The organism is Sulfitobacter sp. M13 (assembly GCF_053474885.1).
On the sequence record NZ_CM130281.1, the window covers coordinates 1,805,982 to 1,825,066 of the forward strand.

The following is a 19,085-nucleotide window of genomic DNA, read 5'->3' on the forward strand; positions in this document are numbered from 1 at the left end:
ATAGGGGCCAGTGTCATCTTGCAGTATAAGGAAAAGAGCATGTTAGAGCCTCTGAACGCATCCTACCCGGTGTTGCCCCTGCGCGATATTGTGGTGTTCCCCCACATGATCGTACCGCTCTTTGTTGGCCGCGATAAATCCGTGCGCGCCCTCGAAGAAGTCATGGCCGATGACAAGCAGATCCTGTTGTCAAGCCAGATCGACCCCGGTGTGGATGACCCCGATTCCGACGGCATTTTTAACACCGGCGTGTTGGCGAATGTGTTGCAACTGCTGAAACTGCCCGACGGCACTGTTAAAGTGCTGGTCGAAGGACAGGCGCGGGTGCGCATCACCGAATATCTTGAGAACGATAGCTTCTTTGAAGCGACAGCCGAATATCTGACGGAAGAGCCCGGTGATGAAACCACAACTCAGGCGTTGCTGAAAACCGTCGCCGAAGAGTTCGAGCGGTATTCCAAGGTCAAGAAAAACGTCCCTGAAGAAGCGCTGTCTGCAGTGACCGAAGCGTCCGAGCCTGCGCGTCTGGCCGATCTGGTCGCCGGGCATCTCGGGATCGAGGTCGAGCAGAAACAAGACCTGCTTGAGACCCTATCGGTGTCCGAGCGGCTTGAGAAGGTCTATGGTCTGATGCAGGGCGAAATGTCCGTCTTGCAGGTCGAGAAAAAGATCAAGACCCGCGTCAAATCCCAGATGGAGAAGACGCAGCGCGAGTATTATCTGAACGAGCAGATGAAAGCCATTCAGAACGAGCTCGGTGATGGCGAAGACGGCAAGAACGAAGTGGCCGAGCTTGAAGCCCGCATTGCGGACACAAAGCTGAGCAAAGAGGCCAAGGAAAAGGTCGACGCCGAGCTGAAGAAGCTCAAGAATATGTCGCCCATGTCGGCCGAAGCCACGGTTGTGCGCAACTATCTTGACTGGATCCTGTCGATCCCGTGGGGCGTGAAGTCGCGCACCAAGAAGGACCTTGGGAAAGCACAAAAAGTGCTGGATGATGACCACTACGGCCTTGAAAAGGTTAAAGAACGCATCGTCGAATACCTTGCCGTCCAGCAACGATCGAGCAAGCTGAAAGGCCCGATCATGTGCCTTGTTGGCCCTCCTGGTGTGGGTAAAACATCGCTGGGTAAATCCGTTGCCAAGGCCACGGGGCGTGAATTTATTCGCATCTCACTGGGTGGTGTGCGTGACGAATCCGAGATTCGCGGCCACCGTCGGACCTACATCGGCTCCATGCCCGGCAAAATCATTCAGGCGCTGAAAAAGGCGAAAACCACGAACCCGCTTATCCTGCTCGACGAGATCGACAAGATGGGTCAGGATTTCCGTGGTGACCCTGCATCGGCCATGCTCGAAGTGCTTGATCCGGAACAAAACGGCACATTCGTCGACCACTACCTTGAGGTGGAATACGATCTGTCGAATGTCATGTTCCTGACCACATCGAACAGCTACAACATGCCCGGACCGTTGCTTGACCGGATGGAGGTAATCCCCCTGTCGGGCTATACCGAGGATGAAAAACGCGAGATCGCGAAGCAGCACCTTGTGGCCAAGCAGATCAAGAACCACGGTCTGAAGGCAAAGGAATTTGCCATCGAAGACAGTGCCTTGACCAGCATGATCCGTTATTACACCCGAGAAGCCGGCGTGCGGAACCTTGAGCGTGAGATCGCCAAGGTTGCACGGAAATCGCTGACCAGGATCGTCAAAAAAGAGGCCGACGCGATTACCGTGACGGGCGACAATATCGAGGATTTCCTCGGCGTGAAAAAGTACCGCTACGGGTTGGCCGAGCTTGAAGATCAGGTCGGTGTTGTGACCGGGCTGGCCTACACGTCGGTCGGCGGCGAACTGCTGCAGATTGAAGCGTTGCGCCTGCCGGGCAAGGGCAGGATGAAGACCACAGGCAAGTTGGGCGATGTGATGAAGGAATCCATCGACGCGGCGAGCAGCTATGTGCGGTCGATCAGCCCCAAGATCGGGGTAAAGCCGCCCAAGTTCGATACGCTGGATATCCACGTCCACGTGCCGGATGGTGCGACGCCCAAAGATGGTCCGTCTGCCGGTTTGGCGATGGTCACTTCGATTGTGTCGGTACTGACGCAAATCCCCGTGCGCCGCGATATCGCGATGACGGGCGAGGTGTCTTTGCGCGGGAATGCGATGCCAATCGGCGGCCTGAAAGAAAAGCTGTTGGCGGCGCTGCGCGGCGGTATCACCACCGTTCTGATCCCCGAGGAGAACGAAAAAGACCTGCCGGATATCCCGGATAACGTGAAAGAAGGGTTGACCATTATTCCCGTCAAACACGTCTCTGAGGTGTTGAAACACGCGCTGGTCCGCGAACCGCAAGCGATCGAATGGGATCAAGATGCCGAGGACGCCGCCGCCGCCGCTGCTTTGGCTCGCCGGAACGCCGCAGGCGACAGTGCCACAGCGCACTAAGCTTGAACGCCAATGACTATAAGTCCGCCCCTCGGGGCGGGCTTTCTAACATAAGCCATATGAATTTTCGCCCGATACGGGTTTGGCTCCAGGCCTTTCTGGATGACCTGCCGCCGCCTCGCTAGGGTTTTGCTAACCTGCTGAAAGGACGAGCAGCTTTATGACTACTCTTAATAAAACCAATACGCCCAATGCCGACATCGCAGACGATACCGCAACACCCGCCGTTGTTGATGCCCCACATCCGGTGATCATGGGGCGGTGATGCGCAAGAAAGAGCTAATCGATACAGTGGTCGAGCGTTCTGGCGTGAAGAAACGCGATGCGAAACCCGTCGTCGAAGCGATGCTTTCTGTTCTCGGGGAAGCCTTGTCAGACAGTCGCGAGCTGAACCTTCTGCCGTTTGGCAAGCTGAAGGTGATCAATGAAAAAGAGTTGAAGAACGGCAAGATGATCCGCGTGAAAGTGCGTCAGGTTACACCGGGGCAGGGCGACGGTTCAGCGCAAGACGCAGATGGCGATTTGCCCGACGTGTGATCCCTTGGCCTGCTGCTTTTCCGGCGCAGATTATTTTTAGTGATACGATAGCGACAATAGCCCTTCACCTTGGTGGGGGGCTTTGCCGTTTGTAAGGCGCGGGCTATCGATCCAAGCGGGGGCAGGCTAATAAGCCTCTGCAAACAAACGCAGAAAACCCTGTCGCCGTTGGCGCAGGTTGCGTTGGTAGAACTGTGTATGTGGTGAAATGGTGGGTCGTGAGAGGCTCGAACTCCCGACATCTTCGGTGTAAACGAAGCGCTCTACCAACTGAGCTAACGACCCGGTAACGCTTCACTACCCTAAGGATCGGGCGGGGTTCAACCCCATTTTTAACGCCCCGACGATTATTTTTGATTTTTTTCTTTCGCGGTGCCCGTTCGCGGTGAACACCCACGGTAACAGTGCGTTTTCAAACGGTTTTGCCGCCTCAAGGTGATCGCCGTAACGCGAATCTTAGCGGGGGCTTTGCCCTAGGGGAACCCGACGTGCTGAAATTAGCGGAACACCGATAGACGGGGTGTCATGGGCAGGTTACTCAATGGGCATTCACGCAAAAGGTGGGAGTGCCTTTTGCTTATATTCAGCAAGACCTTGCAGCAGCGAGGCATCGGGGCCGACCAAAAAACCGGCCCCAAAAGAGGAGGACTTCACATGGCCGTTCAGATTGATCCGACCAGCTACCGCAACCTGGATATCAAGGCGCATGACGATGGCGTCTGGGTGGTGACCCTGAACCGGCCCACCAAGCGGAACGCGCTGGATATCGACACGATCGAAGAGCTGGTGACCTTCTTTTCCACGGCACCCCGTGCCGGTGTCCGTGCCGTGGTTCTCGCAGGCGCGGGGGATCACTTTTGCGCCGGGCTGGACCTGATTGAACACCATGACGCAGACCGCAGCCCGGCCGATTTCATGCACGTCTGTCTGCGTTGGCACGAAGCATTCAACAAGATGGAATATGGCGGCGTGCCGGTGATCGCCGCGTTGCAGGGGGCTGTCGTCGGTGGGGGGCTTGAACTTGCCAGCTCTGCCCATGTGCGAGTGATGATGGATCAAAGCGCGTATTTTGCGCTTCCCGAAGGCCAGCGTGGTCTGTTCACGGGCGGTGGTGCTACGATCCGTGTCACCGATCTGGTGGGTAAGGCGCGGATGATTGACATGATGCTGACGGGCCGCGTCTATCAGGGGCAAGAGGCGGTCGATCTAGGGTTGGCGCAGTATATCGTCGAAGGCTCCAGCATGGACAAGGCGATGGAGCTTGCCCGCCAGGCCGCCCAGAACCTGCCGCTGTCTAACTTTGCGATTTGTAGCGCGGTGAGCCACATGCAAAACATGTCCGCGATGGATGCCGCCTATGCTGAGGCCGTGGTCGCCGGTTTGGTCAATACCCAGCCTGACGCCCGTGCCCGACTTGCGGCCTTTGCCGATAAAAGTGGCGCGCGGGTCCGCCCCAACGCCGAGTAACGAGCTCCTTGGCTCACGCCTCGTCGGCGGGCGTGAGCCAGACCTATTTACATGCGCCCTTCGGCATAACGTGTCAGGCGCAGGGCCAGCTGCCCGACGGCCAGATGCAGCAGGACGGTCAGGCACGCCAGCACGATCAGTGCGGCAAACATCAGGTCGATCTTGGCGCGGCCATTGGCGAGCAGCATCAGATAGCCAAGGCCCTTTGACGCACCGACCCATTCGCCAATCACGGCCCCGATGGGCGCGTAGACGGCTGCCAGCCGCAGCCCTGTTGCAAGGCTCGGCAGCGCCTGCGGGATTTGCACATGGCGCATAAAACGCAAGCGGCGTGCCCCCATCGATTGGGCCAGATCACGGTAGCCGGTGGGCACGCGGGTCAGCCCGTCGTGAAAGGCCGAAGTTACCGGAAAATAGATGATCAGCACCGCCATCACGATCTTTGACCCCATCCCGTAACCAAACCACAGCGTCAGCAGCGGCGCGAGCGCAAAGACAGGCACGGCTTGGGTGAAGACCAACAGCGGCAGCAAAAGACGCTCGGAGGTTTTGGACAGCGACAGCTGGATCGCGGTCGCTGCCCCCAGGCCCGTCCCGATGAGCAGACCCAGCAGCACCTCGACCGTGGTCACCCAGGCATTTTCCAAAAGGCTCACGCGGGCATGATACGCCGCTTGCGCCACGCGCCATGGCGAGGGCAAAATGTAATGCGGTGCATCGGTCAGCAGCACGATGCCTTGCCACAGCGCCAATCCCAGCAGGATCGCAAGCGGTATGTCACTGCGCCTCATGCGGGAACACCGCGTAGATGGGATAACAGCGCGCTCTGGCAGGCCCAGGTCTCGGGGGCGGTGATGGCGCGTGGTGTGGGGGGCGCGGGCACTGGCCAGCTTTGTGCGCCCTCGGCGGACAGGATCAGGATGTGATCGGCCAGCCGCGCGGCCTCTGCCGGATCATGGGTCACCAACAACACTGTGCGCCCGCTCAACAATTCCGCAGCGAGCTCTTGCATAGCGGCGCGGGTGCCGGCGTCCAGCGCCGAAAAGGGTTCGTCCAGAAAGACGACGGGGCGGTCTTCAAGTAAGGTCCGCGCAAGTGCTGCGCGTTGTCGCATGCCGCCCGACAGCGCCAACGGCTTCTTTTGCGCGTGGTCCGCCAGCCCGACGCGCGCAAGCATGTCAATTGCGCGGTCCCTGTCGGGGGGGGCGCCGCGCAACCGGTCGCCGATCATGATGTTGTCGATCACGCTCAGCCACGGCAACAGCAGATCGGACTGCGCCATATAGCTGATCCGCCCGTCCAGCGGCTGCCCGTCCGAGGGGGTGATCGTGCCCGCAAATACCCCGCCGGTTTCCAGCCCGAGCATGAGCCGTAGCACAGTGGATTTGCCCACGCCCGACGGCCCCAACAAACAGGTCCATGTGCCTGCGGGCAAAGTAATGTCGGCCTCGAACAACGGGCGGCTGTCGATCTGGTGCTGCCCGACAAGGCGCAATGCGGGCGGCGGGGTCATGGCAGGTCCAGCCCCATCTGCCAGAACCCGATCTCTAGCCGCGTGGCGGTCGCAAAGCGTTTTTGCAGCGTATCGCGACGGGGTGCCTGTTCAAGATCGCCGATCCGCCGCGCAACCGCTTGATCGACCATCGCGCCGACTGTCTGGCACATTCCCTGATACTCGGGGTCGGCATAGGTATCGATCCACTCGGCATAGGGGGTGTCGGCGCTGCGCGTGCGTGCCAACCGCTGCCCGATCTCGGCATAGCCCATAACGCAGGGCAGCAGTGCTGCCATGAGGTCAAGGAAATCGCCCTGCATCCCCGCATCTAATACATAGCGGGTATAGGCGACGTTCGCGGGGGCTTCGATTGCGTTGAACAGCGCGGCTTCGTTGATACCCGCCGCGGCACAGGTGCGAATGTGCAGTGCCATCTCATGATTGACCAGTGCATCGACCGTGGTGGCGCAGGTCTTCATCTCTTCCAGCGTCTCGGACTTGACCACGGCCATGGACCAGGCGCGGGCGAAATGCACAAGGAAAACATAGTCCTGGATCAAGTAGCTCACGAAGCACCGGCGCGGCAGAGTGCCGTCGCGCAACCCTTCAACGAAAGGATGATGCGTGTAGCCCTGCCAGTCCTCTGCTGCCGCTCCGCGCCAATGCGCGAAGCTGCCGCCATAGTCCGGCGCGGTCATGGGGCGGTCACATCAATGGCGATGGTCGACACAGGCAATACCTCGGGGATCAGTCCCGCGTCGTGCAAGAACGTCTCGAATGTGGCGTAGCGTCCGACATCCATCGCGGTGGGACGCAGCGCAAAGCGCGGCAGCGTATCTTTCCATGCGCGGGCGTTCAGCTCGTCCTGCAAGTCGGCCGAGGTGGCGGCGAAGATCTCCCAGCTTTCGTCGGGGTGGTTCACGATATACTGCGTCGCTTTCTCTGTGGCTGCCAGAAACCGTGCGATCATGTCTTTGTCCATCGTGTCGCGGTTGGCGACGTAGATCAGCTCGTCGTAAGGGGGCAGCCCTTCTTCCTCGACGTAGAAACAGGTGCCATCGACGCCTTCGATATCCATCTGGTTCAGCTCGAAATTGCGGAACGCACCGATGACGGCGTCGACCTGACCGGACATCAGAGACGGCGACAGCGACCAGTTCACGTTGACCAGCTCCACATCTTCCAGCGACAGCCCGTGATGGGTCAGGATCGCGCCGAGCACCGCTTCTTCAACACCGCCAACAGAGAACCCGACCTTTTTACCCGCCAAATCGGCCGGAGACGAAATGGGTCCGTCCGTCAACGCCAGCAGGCAGTTCAGCGGTGTGGCGACCAGCGTGCCGACCCGTTGTAGCGGTAAGCCTTCGTGGATCTGTAGATGCAGCTGCGGCTGGTAAGAAATCGCGAGGTCCGCCTTGCCCGCAGCGACCATCTTGGGCGGGTCGGACGGGTCTGCGGGGGCGATGACGTCGACCTTCAGGTCTTGTTCGGCGAAATACCCTTTTTCCTGCGCGACGATGATCGGCCCGTGGTCCGGGTTCACGAACCAGTCCAGCAGAAGCGTCATCTCGTCTTGGGCCAGAGCAGGGCCAGAGGTCAGTGCGAGTGCAGCCAGAATATTACATATTTTCATTGGTTTTTCCTTTCAAAGGGGATGGTTCGCCCATGGCGAGCAGGGAAACGGGGCCGTTCCAGTAGGTGGCCAGATGGGTCGCAGCCTGCCACGCGCGCAAACCAGACCGGCAAGCGATCACCGCGCGGGTCTGGTGCGAGGGGCGGGGGGTATCTCGGGTAAAATCGGGCAGGGTGATGCGCAGCGCAGTCGGGGTTGCGGCTGTTGGGGCTTCGCCTTGGCCGCGCAGGTCCACGACCCAATCGCTCGTGCGGATTTGGGACGGCGCGATAAAGCTAAAGCCGTGATCGGGTTCTGGCGCGGTGTCGAAGCGAAAGCCGCCAAAGCGGTAGGACGCGAGGTCAAAGCTGACCAATTGTCCCAACGGCGACGGCGACAATCCCAGAATACACGCTAGGGTCATCTGCGCCTGCGCCGCGCCGACCATGGCAACGACCGGCCCCATGACCCCTGCCGTGTCGCAGCTGGCAGCGCGGTCGGGTAGGTCGGGAAACACCGCCCGCAGCGACGGCGCACCGCCACAGAACCCGCCGACATAGCCCCCGAACCCCAACGCCGAGGCGCTGATCAGGGGCAGACCCGCCTGAAGGCAGTGATCTGAGAGCACATAACTGGTCGCAAAACTGTCGGCGCAATCCAACACCAACGTGGCATCTTGGGTGAGCGTCGCGACATTGTCCGGTGCAAGGGGCACAGCATGGCACACAACCGTACAGCTGCTGTTGCGTGCGGTCATGGCGCGGGCGGCGACGGTGACTTTGGCGGTGCCGATATCGGCCTCGGTGAACAGTGTCTGTCGGTGCAGGTTTGACAGCGTCACATGATCGCCATCGATCAAGGTGATATGCCCCACACCGGCACCCGCAAGCAGCGGCAGCACCGGCGCGGCCAGCCCGCCCGCGCCAACCACGACCACACGCGCAGCCGCCAGCGCCTGCTGGCCTGTCGTGCCCACCTCTGGCAGGATCGTCTGCCGGTCGTAACGGGTCATCGTGTGGCCCTCAGCCAATCGGCGATGCGACCTTCGGGGTTGGCGTGCAGGGTGATGTCGGTCACCGCCGCGACGCTATCGGCACCGGCGTCAAAGGCTCCGGCTGCGCGGGCGACGGACATGCCGCCGATTGCCACCAGCGGGGTCTGCCCGACCAGATCGCGCCAGTCACGCAGACGGTCCAGCCCCTGTTCGTGCCACTTCATTTTTTTCAGGATCGTCGGATAGATGGGACCAAGAGCGATATATTCGGGGCGCAGGTCGAGGGCACGGGCCAGCTCTGCCTTGTCGTGGGTACTGACCCCAAGACGCGCACCAGCGTCGCGGATGGCAGACAGGTCTGCGGTATCCAGATCCTCCTGACCCAGATGGATAAAATCGCAGCCTTCCTCTAGCGCGATCTGCCAGTGATCGTTGATAACCAAGGTGCAGTCATGTGCCGCGCAGATCGCTTTGGCCTGCCGGATTTCACGGCGTAGCATGGGGGCGGCTGTGTCCTTTATCCGAAGCTGCACCAGCTTGATCCCCAGCGGCACCAGTCGGTCCAGCCATGCCGCACTGTCGAAAATCGGATAGAAACGGTCGAGGCTCATTCCAGAAACGCCTTTCCGATCAACGGAGTCGAGGGCGCGGCCATATCGCGGGGCGGCATCGGGTCGGCGTCGGCGGCAAGCTGTCCGGCGCGGATCGCGGTGGCAAAAGCTTCGGCCATGGCGGCGGGATCACCTGCATTGGCGACAGCGGTGTTCAGCAGCACCGCATCAAACCCCAGTTCCATCGCCTGTGCCGCGTGCGAAGGCAGGCCGATGCCCGCGTCGATCACCAGCGGCACGTCGGGGAAATGCGCGCGCATGGCACGCAGCCCAAAGACGTTGTTCAGCCCCATGCCCGACCCGATGGGCGCGCCCCAGGGCATCAACACTTCGCAACCCGCCCGCAAAAGTTTGTCCGCGACCACAAGGTCTTCGGTGGTGTAGGGAAAGACCTGAAACCCGTCCTCGGTCAGAATGCGCGCGGCCTCGACCAAACCAAAAACATCCGGTTGCAACGTGTCTTCTTCGCCGATGACTTCAAGCTTGATCCATCGGGTATCAAAGACCTCGCGTGCCATATGGGCGGTGGTGACGGCTTCCTTGACGCTGTGGCAGCCGGCGGTGTTGGGCAATACATGCACATCAAGCGCGCGGATCAGCTCCCAGAAATCCTGACCGGCGCGATCCCGCCCGCTTTCGCGGCGCAGGGATACCGTTGCCACCGCCGCACCGCTGCGGGCAAAGGCGTCGGACAGCACTTTGGGCGACGGGTATTGCGCGGTGCCCAGCATCAGACCATTGGCAAGCGTTTCGCCGTAGAAACTGCGCATCTCAACCTCCCTGCATGGGGGCGAGCACTTCGATGTTGTCGCCTGAGTTAAGGGGATGCGTCGCGCGCAGCGTGGCTGGGACAAAGCTGCCGTTCACGGCCGTGGCGACCTTGGCCCCGCCAAATCCTTCGGCCTCAAGCAAGGCGGCAAGAGTGGTCGCGTCGCTGTCGATCGGGGCACCGTTAAGCTGTAGTTTCATGGAATATCTCCGGTGTTTTGGCGTCAAGGATCAGGTCGGCCACCATCGTTGCCAGCGCGGGGGCCAGCAGAAAACCGTGGCGATAAAGGCCATTGGCGCGGATCAGATTGCCCTGCCGTTCGATGCGCGGCAGGTTGTCGGGAAAGGCGGGGCGGCTGTCGACGCCGATCTCGAGGATCTCGGCCTCGCCAAAAGCGGGCGACAGCGCGTAGGCCGCGCTTAGCAGTTCCAGCACAGACCGGACGCTGGCGTGACAGCCTGCGCGGCCTTCGACCATCGTGGCCCCCAGCATGTAAACACCGTCCCCCCGCGGCACGAGGTAAATTGGCACACGCGGGTGCAGCACGCGAATAGGGCGGTTGATGGAGACGTCGGGGCAGGACAGCAGCGCCATCTCACCCTTCACCCCACGCAACGCGGGCATATCGGCGCGTGCATGGTAGCCTCGGCAGTCGATCACCAACCCGTCTTTCGCGCGCGCATCCGGGTCGGCTTCGCATTGTTCGAAGGTGGCCCCGTCGGCGACCAGTCCGCGCCACAGCTCTGCCAGCGCAGTGCGGGGGGACAGATGAGCTTCGTCCTCGAAAAACAGGCCCTTGGCAAAGCGATCGCCCAGATCGGGCTCAAGCGCTTCGATCTCTGTGGTGGTCAAAGTTTTATGGCTATCCGTGCGTCGCGCAAAGCGCGTCAGATCACTTGTGTCCCGCGCTGGCGAGACGACAAGCGAGCCGCAGCGCTGGAGGGACGTCGTATGCTGCGCCCACCAGTCCGCCGCTTGTTGACCGAGCCGCACCACGGGTTCTTCGGCGCTTTCACCTTCGCAATAGGGGGCGAGCATCCCACCCGCCCACCACGAACACCCCTGCGGGCCGGGCTGGTTGGCACGGTCGATCAGATGCACGCGGGCCCCGCGATCCAGAAGGACGCGCGCGATGCACAGCCCTGCCACGCCTGCGCCGATGACGGTGATGCGGGTCATGGCCAGATCGCGTGAAAATGGTGCACGGGGCCGTGGCCGGTACCGATAGAAAGACGGTCGGCGGCGCGGATAGCCTCGTGGAGATAGCTATGGGCCGCCTGTACCGCGATGGCCAAGGGGGCGCCATGCGCGAGCTGTGCGGCGATGGCAGCGGCGTAGCTGCAACCCGTCCCATGGGTGTTGCGCGTGTCGATGCGCGGTGCAGACAGCCATGCAACACCCTGCGCGGTGACAAGCGCGTCGCTACAGATGTCGCCCGCGCCATGTCCGCCTTTCATCAGTACTGCTTTAGGCCCCATATCAAGCAGACATCGAGCCTGCGCTACCATCTGGTCAGCGGTGGTGGCTTCGGGCTGGTTCAGCAGGCGGGCGGCTTCGGGCAGGTTGGGGGTCAGCAGATCGGCGCCTGGCAGGATATAAGTAATCAGCGCTGCGACGGCTTGGTCCTGCAACAGCGCATCACCGGATTTAGCGATCATCACCGGATCAACCACGACGGCCCCTTTGAAACCGACTAGCGCCTGTGCCACCGCCTGAATGATCTGGGGCGAAAAAAGCATCCCCAGTTTGATCGACTGCACATCCAGATCCGACAGCACGGCGTCGATCTGGGCCGACACAATCTGGGCGGGGATTTCATGAACGGCGCTGACGGTACGGGTGTTTTGCGCGGTGACGGCGGTGATCACGCTGGCGGCATAAACACCATTGGCCGACATCGCCTTGATATCCGCCTGAATGCCGGCGCCGCCGCCGCTGTCCGAACCGGCGATGGTTAGGGAAATGGGGGTCTTCTTGGTCACGTGTTCGCCTCTCAGTGGCGGACAAACGGACGCAAGAATGAGCTTTGCGATATCGACACCAGGCCGCTGCACAAAGATACCCGTTCCCTACGCCGGTATTGCCCGGATCAGGTTCGACGGGTCGGTGCTTGCACCTCTCAGCCCCAAAGGGCACCCCGACGGATAGATGTTAATGCTGCTGCCCAAATGAGGGGCGAACAGCGTCGTTGCCTTAGGCGTAGCCAAGTTCACCGATCGGTGCAAGCTGCAAAATATTCGACCGATAGTGGCGTTTATTTGGGCAAAATCCGGCCTGTTTCGACAGCTCTCCTGACGCTTGTCAGTCGAAATAACACCTCGTAACCCAAAGCAACGTAACGTAACGAAGCCCATATTCGACGCCGTTAACCCTTTGGCATCAGCAAGCTAAGGCGGTTTGCCAAAAACCCATGCCTCGCTGCGGTATCAAGTTCTGTTCTGCGGTATTGGCATCGAAATATCTAACCCCTAGGCTGTTAAATAGATTGAGTCGGACAACCTCGGGAGGAGGGAGTTCGGCACTCGGGAGGACGCGTTTTTTTGCCCGTTCAGCGGGTCATACCGAACGCGTTACGTTGAGCATTGGGAGGTGCCGCGTGACATCTGCATATTCTGCGGCAGCCGTGATGCGGCAATCCCGAACAATCCAAAGATGAAAAACAGGGAGAGAAACCACATGAAAAATATGACACGTTTTGCCAAGGCCGCCGTCGGGTCTATCGCCGTATCCATGGCGCTTTCCGGTGCTGCTATGGCGCAAGACTATGAATGGCCGCGCCTGCTGGTGATCGCCACGCCGGGTACGTCGACGGGCAGCTTTGCCTCGACCAACGGCTGGGGGCCCACGCTGCAAAAAGAAACCGGCACGACCGTTCGGATTGTACCCGAAGACAGCGAACCCATGCGCTACAAGCGTCTGACCGACCGCGAGGATGTCGCAATTGCCTCTGTCTCGGCGTCGGAAATGGCGTTGCAGGCGGAAGGGGTCGGCGGCTATGCCTCGGCCAAACCAATGCCGCAACGCATCATGTGGCACCATAACGATACGCCGTGGGGCTTTGTTGTGGCCGGGGATTCCGATCTGCAAACCCTTGAAGACATTGGTAAAGGCGGCGTGCGCGTCACATCCGGCGTTTTCTCGCCCGCGATTGTGGCCGCGATCACCAAAGCTTTGCCCGCGTTTATCGGCATGACACCAGAGGAAGCGCAAGAAAAGATCGAGTTCGTTCCTGCCTCAAGCTACAGTGAAAACTGCCGCTCGGTCGTCGAAGGTAAATCTGACGTTGCCTATTGTTCGCCGATCTCCTCGGTCCTGTCCGAGATGGAAGGCGCGCCGGGCAGCATTCGCTGGCTGCCGATGGATCCTGCCAACAAAGAGGGCTGGGACGGCTATCTGAGCCACCGCCCCATGACCATCCCGTCGAAGATGTCCATGGGCGTAAGCACCGCCAAAGGCGTTGATTCCATGACATCGAACTTTGTCTACGCCGTGCCGGTCACGGCAGACGAGGACTTCGTTTACAACATGGCGAAATGGATCGATGAATCCCACGACAACTACAAAGGATCGCATGCGTTGGCGACCCGTATGTCGATCGAGCATTTCCGCAACTTCCTGGATGCCAACCCGATCCCGGTGCATGAGGGCACGGTGAAATACCTGCGCGAAATCGGCCAGTGGACCGAAGAAGACGATACCTGGAACACCGCAGCCATCGAAAAGATGGACGCCTGGATCGCCGCGCGTAACGCCGGCATGAAAGAAGCGATGGAACAGGGCGTCGAGATGAACTTTGAGAACCAGGAATACCTCGACATTCTGGCCAAGCACACCGACGGCCTCGAGCCTTTCCGCTCGCGTCTGTAACGCCACCGGACCGACAAAAGGACGGAGTGGTACCGCTGCTCCGTCCTCTTAAAGATATCGCATAAGCGGCTTTAATTGCAGGATTTTCCATGTCAGCGACTCATCAACAACCAGCGGCTGAAGCGGCTGTCGATCCCGCGTCAGAGACGACGCGCCTAGGGGGATTATTTTCATTCACCAGCATTGCTTTTGTGGTGCTGTGTACCTTTGGCCTCGGGTTGGGGCTGGCCTATGTGTTTGGCGTGCCCATTGGCGGGCGGCGCCTGATTGAGGGGCAGTATTACTGGGTCTTTATCGGCACTTTCCTTGCCGCGGCCTATATTGCGCTGCCGGCAAAGCAATCGCACACAAGCGTGCCTATCTATGACATCGTGGCGGCCGCCGTGGGCTTTGGCATCTGCATGTGGTTCTCCATGTACGCATGGGAGATCGTTCAGGCGGGCTGGACCAACTTTTACGCCGGTGTGGTGTTGTGGCTGCTGATGCTCGAGATCGCGCGGCGGTCGGGAGGCGTGCCGTTCTTGTTGGTGGTCCTTATCCTTGGACTCTACCCACTGGTCGCAGATTATTTCCCGGGGCTCCTTATGGGCATCCCCTATACGTTCGAACGCATGATCGAAGCGCATGTCTTTCGCACCGAAGGCCTGATGGGCATCACGACCAAGATCGTGGCCGAGATCGTGCTGGGCTTTCTGGTCTTTGCGGGCGTGTTGATTGCGACGGGAGCGGGGCAGTTCTTTATTGATCTCGCCAATGCGGGCTTTGGCAAATACCGCGGTGGCCCTGCGAAAGTGTCTATCGTGGCCAGCGCCTTTTTCGGGTCGCTGTCGGGGTCGATTTTCTCCAACATCGCGGGCACCGGGTCGATCACTATTCCAACTATGAAAAAGGTCGGCTACCCGGCCCATTACGCCGGCGCAATCGAGGCATGTGCCTCGACTGGCGGTGTGGTGATGCCGCCGGTGATGGGGGCGATTGCCTTTGTCATGGCGATCACCATCGGGGTGGATTACGCGACCGTGATGATTGCTGCGATCCTGCCGTCGGCGCTGTTCTATTTCGGTCTGATCCTGCAGGTTGACGCCTATGCCGCGCGCAAAGGGCTTGTGGGAATGAAACCCGAACACCTGCCTTCTGCCCGCGAGGTAATGAAGCGTGGCTGGCCGTTCCTGCTGGTCATGATCTTTCTGGTCTGGGGTCTGCTGTATATGCGGTGGGAATACTATGCCCCGTGGTACGCCAGTGCCCTGATGATCGCGCTAAGCTTCCTGCAGCGTGAAACCATGATGACACCGGCGCGTATTTTTGAAACCCTGCGCCAAGTCGGCACGCTGGTCACGCAAACGGCGGCGATCATTCTGCCGATTGCCTTTGTTGTCAGCGCGTTGACGATCACGGGCGTCACGGGGTCGATGACATCGGGTCTGGTCGCCTTAGGCGGGGATAACGTCTATCTTGTGATCGCGCTTGGGGTTTTGGCCTGCTTTATCATGGGGATGGCGGGGCTGGCGATTGTGGCCTACATCTTCCTTGCGGTCACGCTTGCGCCTGCGATCATCGAAATCGGCGGGCTGAACACCGTCGCGGTGCACTTCTTTATCGTCTACTACGCGATGCTGTCGGTGATCACGCCTCCCGTTGGCGCTGCGGCGTTTCTTGCGGCGACCATTGCGGGGGCCAAGCCGATGCTGACGTCCTTTACCGCGATGCGGCTTGGGGTTGTGATCTACTTTGTGCCGCTGTTCTTCCTGTTCCAGCCTGCGCTGGTGTTGCAGGGGGACCTGACGCCGCTGATCTATGTGCTGCCGTCGATCATCATTGGCATCACGCTGCTGTCCGGCGGGCTAGAAGGCTATCTGCTGGGCGTCGGCATGGTGCGGCCTTGGCTGCGTCTGCCGCTGGGGATCGCGGGGTTTGCGTTCAGCTTTCCCGGCCTGTTGACGACGCTGATTGGCGGCGTCGCGTCGGCCCTGATCGTCGCGGTGATCTGGCGTGACAACCGCAACGGCGTGGTTGCAGTGCCTTGAAACAGGGCGCGCGGGGGGTGACCTCGCGCGCCGTCCCTTATGAGGTTTGGGTCGGGCGCAGCTGTGCCGTCCCAAAGGCGCTAAGCGCCAACATAACAGCCGCTGTTGCCAGACAAAGCGCCAGCCCGCCAATCTGGTAGGTGAACCCCGATAGCAGCGTGCCCGCCAAACGTCCGGCCGCATTGGCCATATAGTAGAACCCCACATCCATCGTGACCCGCTTGGCCTCTGTGAAGCTGAGGATCAGATAGGAGTGCAGGGCTGAATTCACCGCAAAGATCGCCCCGAACACCAGCAAGCCGCCAACAATCGTCAGCGTCAGCGCGGCGGAGGGTGCAGGCGTGATCCAGACCAGCGCTGCCAACAAGGCCGGCACGACCACAAGCGCGAGGTTCCAGTGACGGGCTTGGGTTAGTGTCTCAAGCTCGGTCCGGCGGTCGGCTCTCAAGATACGCGGGGCCCAGCCTTGCACGGCACCATATAAGATCGTCCACACCGCCATAAAGCTGCCGATCATAAAGAAGGCGTCGCGCTTGCTTTCGACGCTGCCATCAGACAGCACCGCGTAGAAATAGATCGGGATGCCCACGACAAACCACACGTCGCGCGCCCCGAACAGAAACAGCCGCGCGGCGCTGAGCCAGTTGATATTGCGGTTCTTCGACAGCACTTCGGTGAACTTGGCGTCCTTGCGCCCCACGGGCAGGCCCGCGGGCATACCGATGATCACGCCGATCAGGATCACGAACAGGATCGCGGCCATCAACAACGCCGACGGGACAAACCCGAGCAAGGCCAGCATCCCCGCCCCCAGCAGGAAGCCCGCGCCCTTGACCGCGTTCTTCGATCCGGTCAGCAGGGCGACCCAGCGAAACAACCCGCCCCCCGTTGTAGGGGCCAACAGCTTGACCGCGGATTTAGAGCTCATCTTGGCCAGATCCTTGGCCACGCCAGACAGCCCCTGCACCAGCATCACAAACACGACGGAGGCAGTCACGCTCCATGCCGGATCAAGCTGCGTCAGCGCCAGCAGGGCGATAACCTGCAACGACAGCCCCGCATAAAGTGTCGAGGTCAGTCCAAAGCGCGCCGCGATCCAGCCCGCCGACAGGTTGGTCACGACACCTGCGATCTCGTACAACACGAACAGATAGGCCAGCTGCACCGGAGAGAACCCCAGCGTGTGAAAATGCAGCAGCACCAGCATCCGCAGCGCCCCGTCGGTCAGCATGAACGCCCAATAGGCGGCTGTGACGGCAATATAAGCGGTAAATCCGGCAGGGCGTGTCACAGCTTGCCGCCCACCATCAGCGCCACATCCACCAGACGGTGCGCATAGCCCATTTCGTTGTCATACCACGCATAGACTTTGACCTGCGTGCCATTCACCACCATCGTAGACGGCGCATCAACAATCCCGCTGCGGGTGTCATTGGTGTAATCCGACGACACGAGCGGGCGTTCCTCATAGCCCAGAATGCCCTTTAGCGGCCCTTCGGCGGCGGTTTTGAACAGGGCGTTGACCTCTTCCACACTCGTCTCACGCTCCAGCTCGAACACGCAGTCGGTGATCGACGCATTCAGCAGCGGCACCCGCACGGCGTGACCGTTCAGCTTGCCGGTCAATTCAGGGTAGATCAGCGTGATCGCCGTGGCTGATCCCGTGGTGGTGGGGATTAGGTTGGTCAGCGCTGATCGCGCCCGGCGCATGTCCTTGGCGGGGCGGTCCACGATGGTTTGTGTGTTGGTCACATCATGGATCGTGGTGATTGACCCATGCTTGATCCCGATGCCTTCCAGCAGCACTTTGACCACGGGCGCAAGGCAGTTGGTCGTGCAGCTGGCGGCGGTGACGATCGTGTGGGCTGCGGGGTCATAGGTATCGTCGTTCACGCCATAGACGATATTCGCCGTCGGCCCGTCTTTAACCGGCGCTGAGACGACGACCTTTTTCACACCCGCCTCGAAATAGGGGGCGAGCTTGGCCTCGGTCTTGAACGCGCCGGTGCAATCGATCACCACGTCCACGCCGTCCAGCGGCAGGTCCTTGATCGACTTGGTGCTGGTCACAGGAATACGCGTGCCATCGATGGTGATCGCGCTGTCGTCCACGCTGAATGCCGCAGGCCAGCGGCCGTGGACGGAATCGAACTGCAGCAGATGCGCGTGCATTTCCGGATCGCCGACGGAGTCGTTGATAAAGGCGATCTTTACGCCCTGTTCCAGCAAGGGGCGCAGCGCCAGTTTTCCGATGCGTCCAAGGCCGTTCAAAGCATAGGTGGTCATGGTGATTTCATCCTGTGGTCACTTGGGCCGCCCCGATGGCATCAACCCGTTTTTGCAAGGCAGCGCGGTCCAGCGCATCGAAAGGCAGCGCGGTAAAGGCCGAAAGCCGGTTGTGCAGCGCGCCATATGTCTGTTGAAAAGCCAGTCGTCGTTCGGCCTCTGTCCCTTCGGCTTTGACCGGATCGGGCAAACCCCAATGGCCTGACACAGGCTGGCCGGGCCATGTAGGGCATTCCTCGTTCGCGGCGTGGTCACAGACGGTAAAGACAAAATCCATCTGCGGCGCGTCCGCCGTTTGGAACTCGGAGGTATGTTTTGAACGCAGCGTGTCGACGTCATGCCCCTTGGTTTTCAGCATATCAAACGCAAGGGGGTTCAGTTCGGACCGGGGCAGGGTGCCGGCAGAATAGGCGGTGAACCGGTCGCCCGCCATGTCGCGCAGGATCGTTTCGGCAAAGATGGAGCGGGCGGAATTGCCGGTACATACGAAAAGCACGTTGAATTTTGGCTGGGTCATCCTCTGCGCCTTGTTGATGAGGTCAGAGAACGGGGGCGGGCACAGATCGGCGCGCCCCCGACAGCAATCCACGAACAGACCCGAGACGACCTCGCCCGCGGCATCAAGGTTGATGGTATACAAAAGCCGCGTCCCGTCGCGCCGCTGCGTGATCAGACCGACCTGCGTCAGCGCCGAAAGATACACCGACGCGGTGCTGGGTTTGAGCGTTAGTACTTGCCCGATCTCGCCCGCAGGCAAGGCATCGGGATAGCGCCGCATCAGAAGGCGGAATACAGCCAAACGCTGCGGATGGCTCAGGGTGGCGAGTCGATCTGTAAGTAATGATTCCATAATTCGTGAATATGTAAAACACAAAGCATCCGTCAACACCTGTTTGCTGTCCAGCATCAGATTCTCGCCGTGCGGCTTTGTCCGAGGTGACGTGGCGTTTGTGGGGCGGGGTGTCTTGC

18 protein-coding genes, 1 tRNA gene and 1 riboswitch are annotated in these 19,085 nt (G+C 60.4%); of the genes, 5 read left to right on the forward strand and 14 right to left on the reverse strand.

Annotated features, from left to right (window positions below):
• Positions 1-39: 39 nt before the first annotated feature.
• Entirely contained in the window at positions 40-2,451 is a 2,412-nt protein-coding gene (lon, locus tag ACVBAU_RS08645) for an endopeptidase La (protein WP_335745271.1), read from the forward strand.
• 264 nt (positions 2,452-2,715) lie between these two features.
• Positions 2,716-2,988 (forward strand): HU family DNA-binding protein, encoded by a 273-nt coding sequence (locus tag ACVBAU_RS08650; protein ID WP_448325715.1) that lies wholly within the window; start codon positions 2,716-2,718, stop codon positions 2,986-2,988.
• 209 nt (positions 2,989-3,197) lie between these two features.
• Here ACVBAU_RS08650 and ACVBAU_RS08655 read toward each other — a convergent pair.
• A tRNA-Val gene (locus tag ACVBAU_RS08655) sits at positions 3,198-3,273 on the reverse strand.
• A gap of 369 nt (positions 3,274-3,642) precedes the next feature.
• On the opposite strand from ACVBAU_RS08655, the gene ACVBAU_RS08660 reads away from it, so the two are divergent.
• Entirely contained in the window at positions 3,643-4,455 is an 813-nt protein-coding gene (locus ACVBAU_RS08660; protein ID WP_448325717.1) for a crotonase/enoyl-CoA hydratase family protein, read from the forward strand.
• A gap of 47 nt (positions 4,456-4,502) precedes the next feature.
• On the opposite strand, the gene ACVBAU_RS08665 is transcribed toward ACVBAU_RS08660, so the two are convergent.
• The 10 genes from ACVBAU_RS08665 to thiD are packed head-to-tail and all read right to left on the reverse strand — an operon-like array spanning position 4,503 to position 11,918.
• A complete protein-coding gene (locus ACVBAU_RS08665) occupies positions 4,503-5,246 on the reverse strand; it encodes an ABC transporter permease (RefSeq protein WP_138923517.1) in 744 nt (247 codons plus the stop codon).
• Positions 5,243-5,968, reverse strand: a complete 726-nt coding sequence (locus tag ACVBAU_RS08670; protein WP_335745268.1) for an ABC transporter ATP-binding protein — start codon at positions 5,966-5,968, stop codon at positions 5,243-5,245. Before ACVBAU_RS08670 ends, ACVBAU_RS08665 begins: the two co-directional genes overlap by 4 nt.
• Positions 5,965-6,648 carry a thiaminase II gene (gene tenA / locus ACVBAU_RS08675; RefSeq protein ID WP_448325719.1) on the reverse strand — a complete coding sequence of 228 codons (684 nt, stop codon included), beginning with the start codon at positions 6,646-6,648 and terminating at the stop codon, positions 5,965-5,967. The genes ACVBAU_RS08670 and tenA overlap by 4 nt, the downstream gene beginning before the upstream one ends.
• Complete coding sequence (locus ACVBAU_RS08680; protein WP_335745266.1) at positions 6,645-7,583, reverse strand: ABC transporter substrate-binding protein; 939 nt, start codon at positions 7,581-7,583, stop codon at positions 6,645-6,647. Before ACVBAU_RS08680 ends, tenA begins: the two co-directional genes overlap by 4 nt.
• Positions 7,570-8,574 (reverse strand): ThiF family adenylyltransferase, encoded by a 1,005-nt coding sequence (locus ACVBAU_RS08685; RefSeq protein WP_448325722.1) that lies wholly within the window; start codon positions 8,572-8,574, stop codon positions 7,570-7,572. The genes ACVBAU_RS08680 and ACVBAU_RS08685 overlap by 14 nt, the downstream gene beginning before the upstream one ends.
• A complete protein-coding gene (locus ACVBAU_RS08690) occupies positions 8,571-9,167 on the reverse strand; it encodes a thiamine phosphate synthase (protein WP_448325724.1) in 597 nt (198 codons plus the stop codon). The genes ACVBAU_RS08685 and ACVBAU_RS08690 overlap by 4 nt, the downstream gene beginning before the upstream one ends.
• Positions 9,164-9,937, reverse strand: coding sequence for a thiazole synthase (locus tag ACVBAU_RS08695; protein ID WP_448325726.1), 774 nt, complete (start codon positions 9,935-9,937; stop codon positions 9,164-9,166). The genes ACVBAU_RS08690 and ACVBAU_RS08695 overlap by 4 nt, the downstream gene beginning before the upstream one ends.
• A 1-nt stretch (position 9,938) precedes the next feature.
• Positions 9,939-10,136, reverse strand: coding sequence for a sulfur carrier protein ThiS (gene thiS / locus ACVBAU_RS08700; RefSeq protein ID WP_448325728.1), 198 nt, complete (start codon positions 10,134-10,136; stop codon positions 9,939-9,941).
• Positions 10,120-11,115 (reverse strand): FAD-dependent oxidoreductase, encoded by a 996-nt coding sequence (locus ACVBAU_RS08705; RefSeq protein ID WP_448325730.1) that lies wholly within the window; start codon positions 11,113-11,115, stop codon positions 10,120-10,122. The genes thiS and ACVBAU_RS08705 overlap by 17 nt, the downstream gene beginning before the upstream one ends.
• Positions 11,112-11,918, reverse strand: a complete 807-nt coding sequence (gene thiD, locus ACVBAU_RS08710; protein WP_448325732.1) for a bifunctional hydroxymethylpyrimidine kinase/phosphomethylpyrimidine kinase — start codon at positions 11,916-11,918, stop codon at positions 11,112-11,114. The genes ACVBAU_RS08705 and thiD overlap by 4 nt, the downstream gene beginning before the upstream one ends.
• Before the next feature lie 67 nt (positions 11,919-11,985).
• A riboswitch (TPP riboswitch) is annotated at positions 11,986-12,086 on the reverse strand.
• Between the two features lie 526 nt (positions 12,087-12,612).
• Between thiD and ACVBAU_RS08715 the strand changes: the two genes are divergently transcribed.
• Both ACVBAU_RS08715 and ACVBAU_RS08720 read left to right on the forward strand, forming a co-directional pair.
• Complete coding sequence (locus ACVBAU_RS08715; protein ID WP_448325734.1) at positions 12,613-13,803, forward strand: TAXI family TRAP transporter solute-binding subunit; 1,191 nt, start codon at positions 12,613-12,615, stop codon at positions 13,801-13,803.
• Positions 13,804-13,892: 89 nt separating this feature from the next.
• Entirely contained in the window at positions 13,893-15,830 is a 1,938-nt protein-coding gene (locus tag ACVBAU_RS08720; protein WP_335745259.1) for a TRAP transporter permease, read from the forward strand.
• Between the two features lie 37 nt (positions 15,831-15,867).
• On the opposite strand, the gene arsJ is transcribed toward ACVBAU_RS08720, so the two are convergent.
• The 3 genes from arsJ to ACVBAU_RS08735 are packed head-to-tail and all read right to left on the reverse strand — an operon-like array spanning position 15,868 to position 18,966.
• Positions 15,868-17,121, reverse strand: coding sequence for an organoarsenical effux MFS transporter ArsJ (gene arsJ, locus ACVBAU_RS08725; protein WP_138923505.1), 1,254 nt, complete (start codon positions 17,119-17,121; stop codon positions 15,868-15,870).
• Positions 17,118-18,116, reverse strand: coding sequence for an ArsJ-associated glyceraldehyde-3-phosphate dehydrogenase (locus tag ACVBAU_RS08730; RefSeq protein WP_448325737.1), 999 nt, complete (start codon positions 18,114-18,116; stop codon positions 17,118-17,120). Before ACVBAU_RS08730 ends, arsJ begins: the two co-directional genes overlap by 4 nt.
• A 7-nt stretch (positions 18,117-18,123) precedes the next feature.
• Positions 18,124-18,966, reverse strand: a complete 843-nt coding sequence (locus tag ACVBAU_RS08735; RefSeq protein ID WP_448325738.1) for an arsenate reductase/protein-tyrosine-phosphatase family protein — start codon at positions 18,964-18,966, stop codon at positions 18,124-18,126.
• Between the last annotated feature and the right edge of the window lie 119 nt (positions 18,967-19,085).

What these genes read in the sequence shown, in the direction of transcription:
- ACVBAU_RS08690 (WP_448325724.1), bottom strand. Translation starts at nt 9,167, where the DNA reads ATGAGCCTCGACCGTTTCTATCCGATTTTCGACAGTGCGGCATGGCTG.
- ACVBAU_RS08705 (WP_448325730.1), bottom strand. Translation starts at nt 11,115, where the DNA reads ATGACCCGCATCACCGTCATCGGCGCAGGCGTGGCAGGGCTGTGCATC.
- thiS (WP_448325728.1), bottom strand. Translation starts at nt 10,136, where the DNA reads ATGAAACTACAGCTTAACGGTGCCCCGATCGACAGCGACGCGACCACT.
- ACVBAU_RS08720 (WP_335745259.1), top strand. Translation starts at nt 13,893, where the DNA reads ATGTCAGCGACTCATCAACAACCAGCGGCTGAAGCGGCTGTCGATCCC.
- lon (WP_335745271.1), top strand. Translation starts at nt 40, where the DNA reads ATGTTAGAGCCTCTGAACGCATCCTACCCGGTGTTGCCCCTGCGCGAT.
- tenA (WP_448325719.1), bottom strand. Translation starts at nt 6,648, where the DNA reads ATGACCGCGCCGGACTATGGCGGCAGCTTCGCGCATTGGCGCGGAGCG.
- ACVBAU_RS08680 (WP_335745266.1), bottom strand. Translation starts at nt 7,583, where the DNA reads ATGAAAATATGTAATATTCTGGCTGCACTCGCACTGACCTCTGGCCCT.
- ACVBAU_RS08735 (WP_448325738.1), bottom strand. Translation starts at nt 18,966, where the DNA reads ATGGAATCATTACTTACAGATCGACTCGCCACCCTGAGCCATCCGCAG.
- ACVBAU_RS08685 (WP_448325722.1), bottom strand. Translation starts at nt 8,574, where the DNA reads ATGACCCGTTACGACCGGCAGACGATCCTGCCAGAGGTGGGCACGACA.
- ACVBAU_RS08695 (WP_448325726.1), bottom strand. Translation starts at nt 9,937, where the DNA reads ATGCGCAGTTTCTACGGCGAAACGCTTGCCAATGGTCTGATGCTGGGC.
- ACVBAU_RS08670 (WP_335745268.1), bottom strand. Translation starts at nt 5,968, where the DNA reads ATGACCCCGCCGCCCGCATTGCGCCTTGTCGGGCAGCACCAGATCGAC.
- ACVBAU_RS08665 (WP_138923517.1), bottom strand. Translation starts at nt 5,246, where the DNA reads ATGAGGCGCAGTGACATACCGCTTGCGATCCTGCTGGGATTGGCGCTG.
- ACVBAU_RS08715 (WP_448325734.1), top strand. Translation starts at nt 12,613, where the DNA reads ATGAAAAATATGACACGTTTTGCCAAGGCCGCCGTCGGGTCTATCGCC.
- ACVBAU_RS08660 (WP_448325717.1), top strand. Translation starts at nt 3,643, where the DNA reads ATGGCCGTTCAGATTGATCCGACCAGCTACCGCAACCTGGATATCAAG.
- ACVBAU_RS08650 (WP_448325715.1), top strand. Translation starts at nt 2,716, where the DNA reads ATGCGCAAGAAAGAGCTAATCGATACAGTGGTCGAGCGTTCTGGCGTG.
- ACVBAU_RS08730 (WP_448325737.1), bottom strand. Translation starts at nt 18,116, where the DNA reads ATGACCACCTATGCTTTGAACGGCCTTGGACGCATCGGAAAACTGGCG.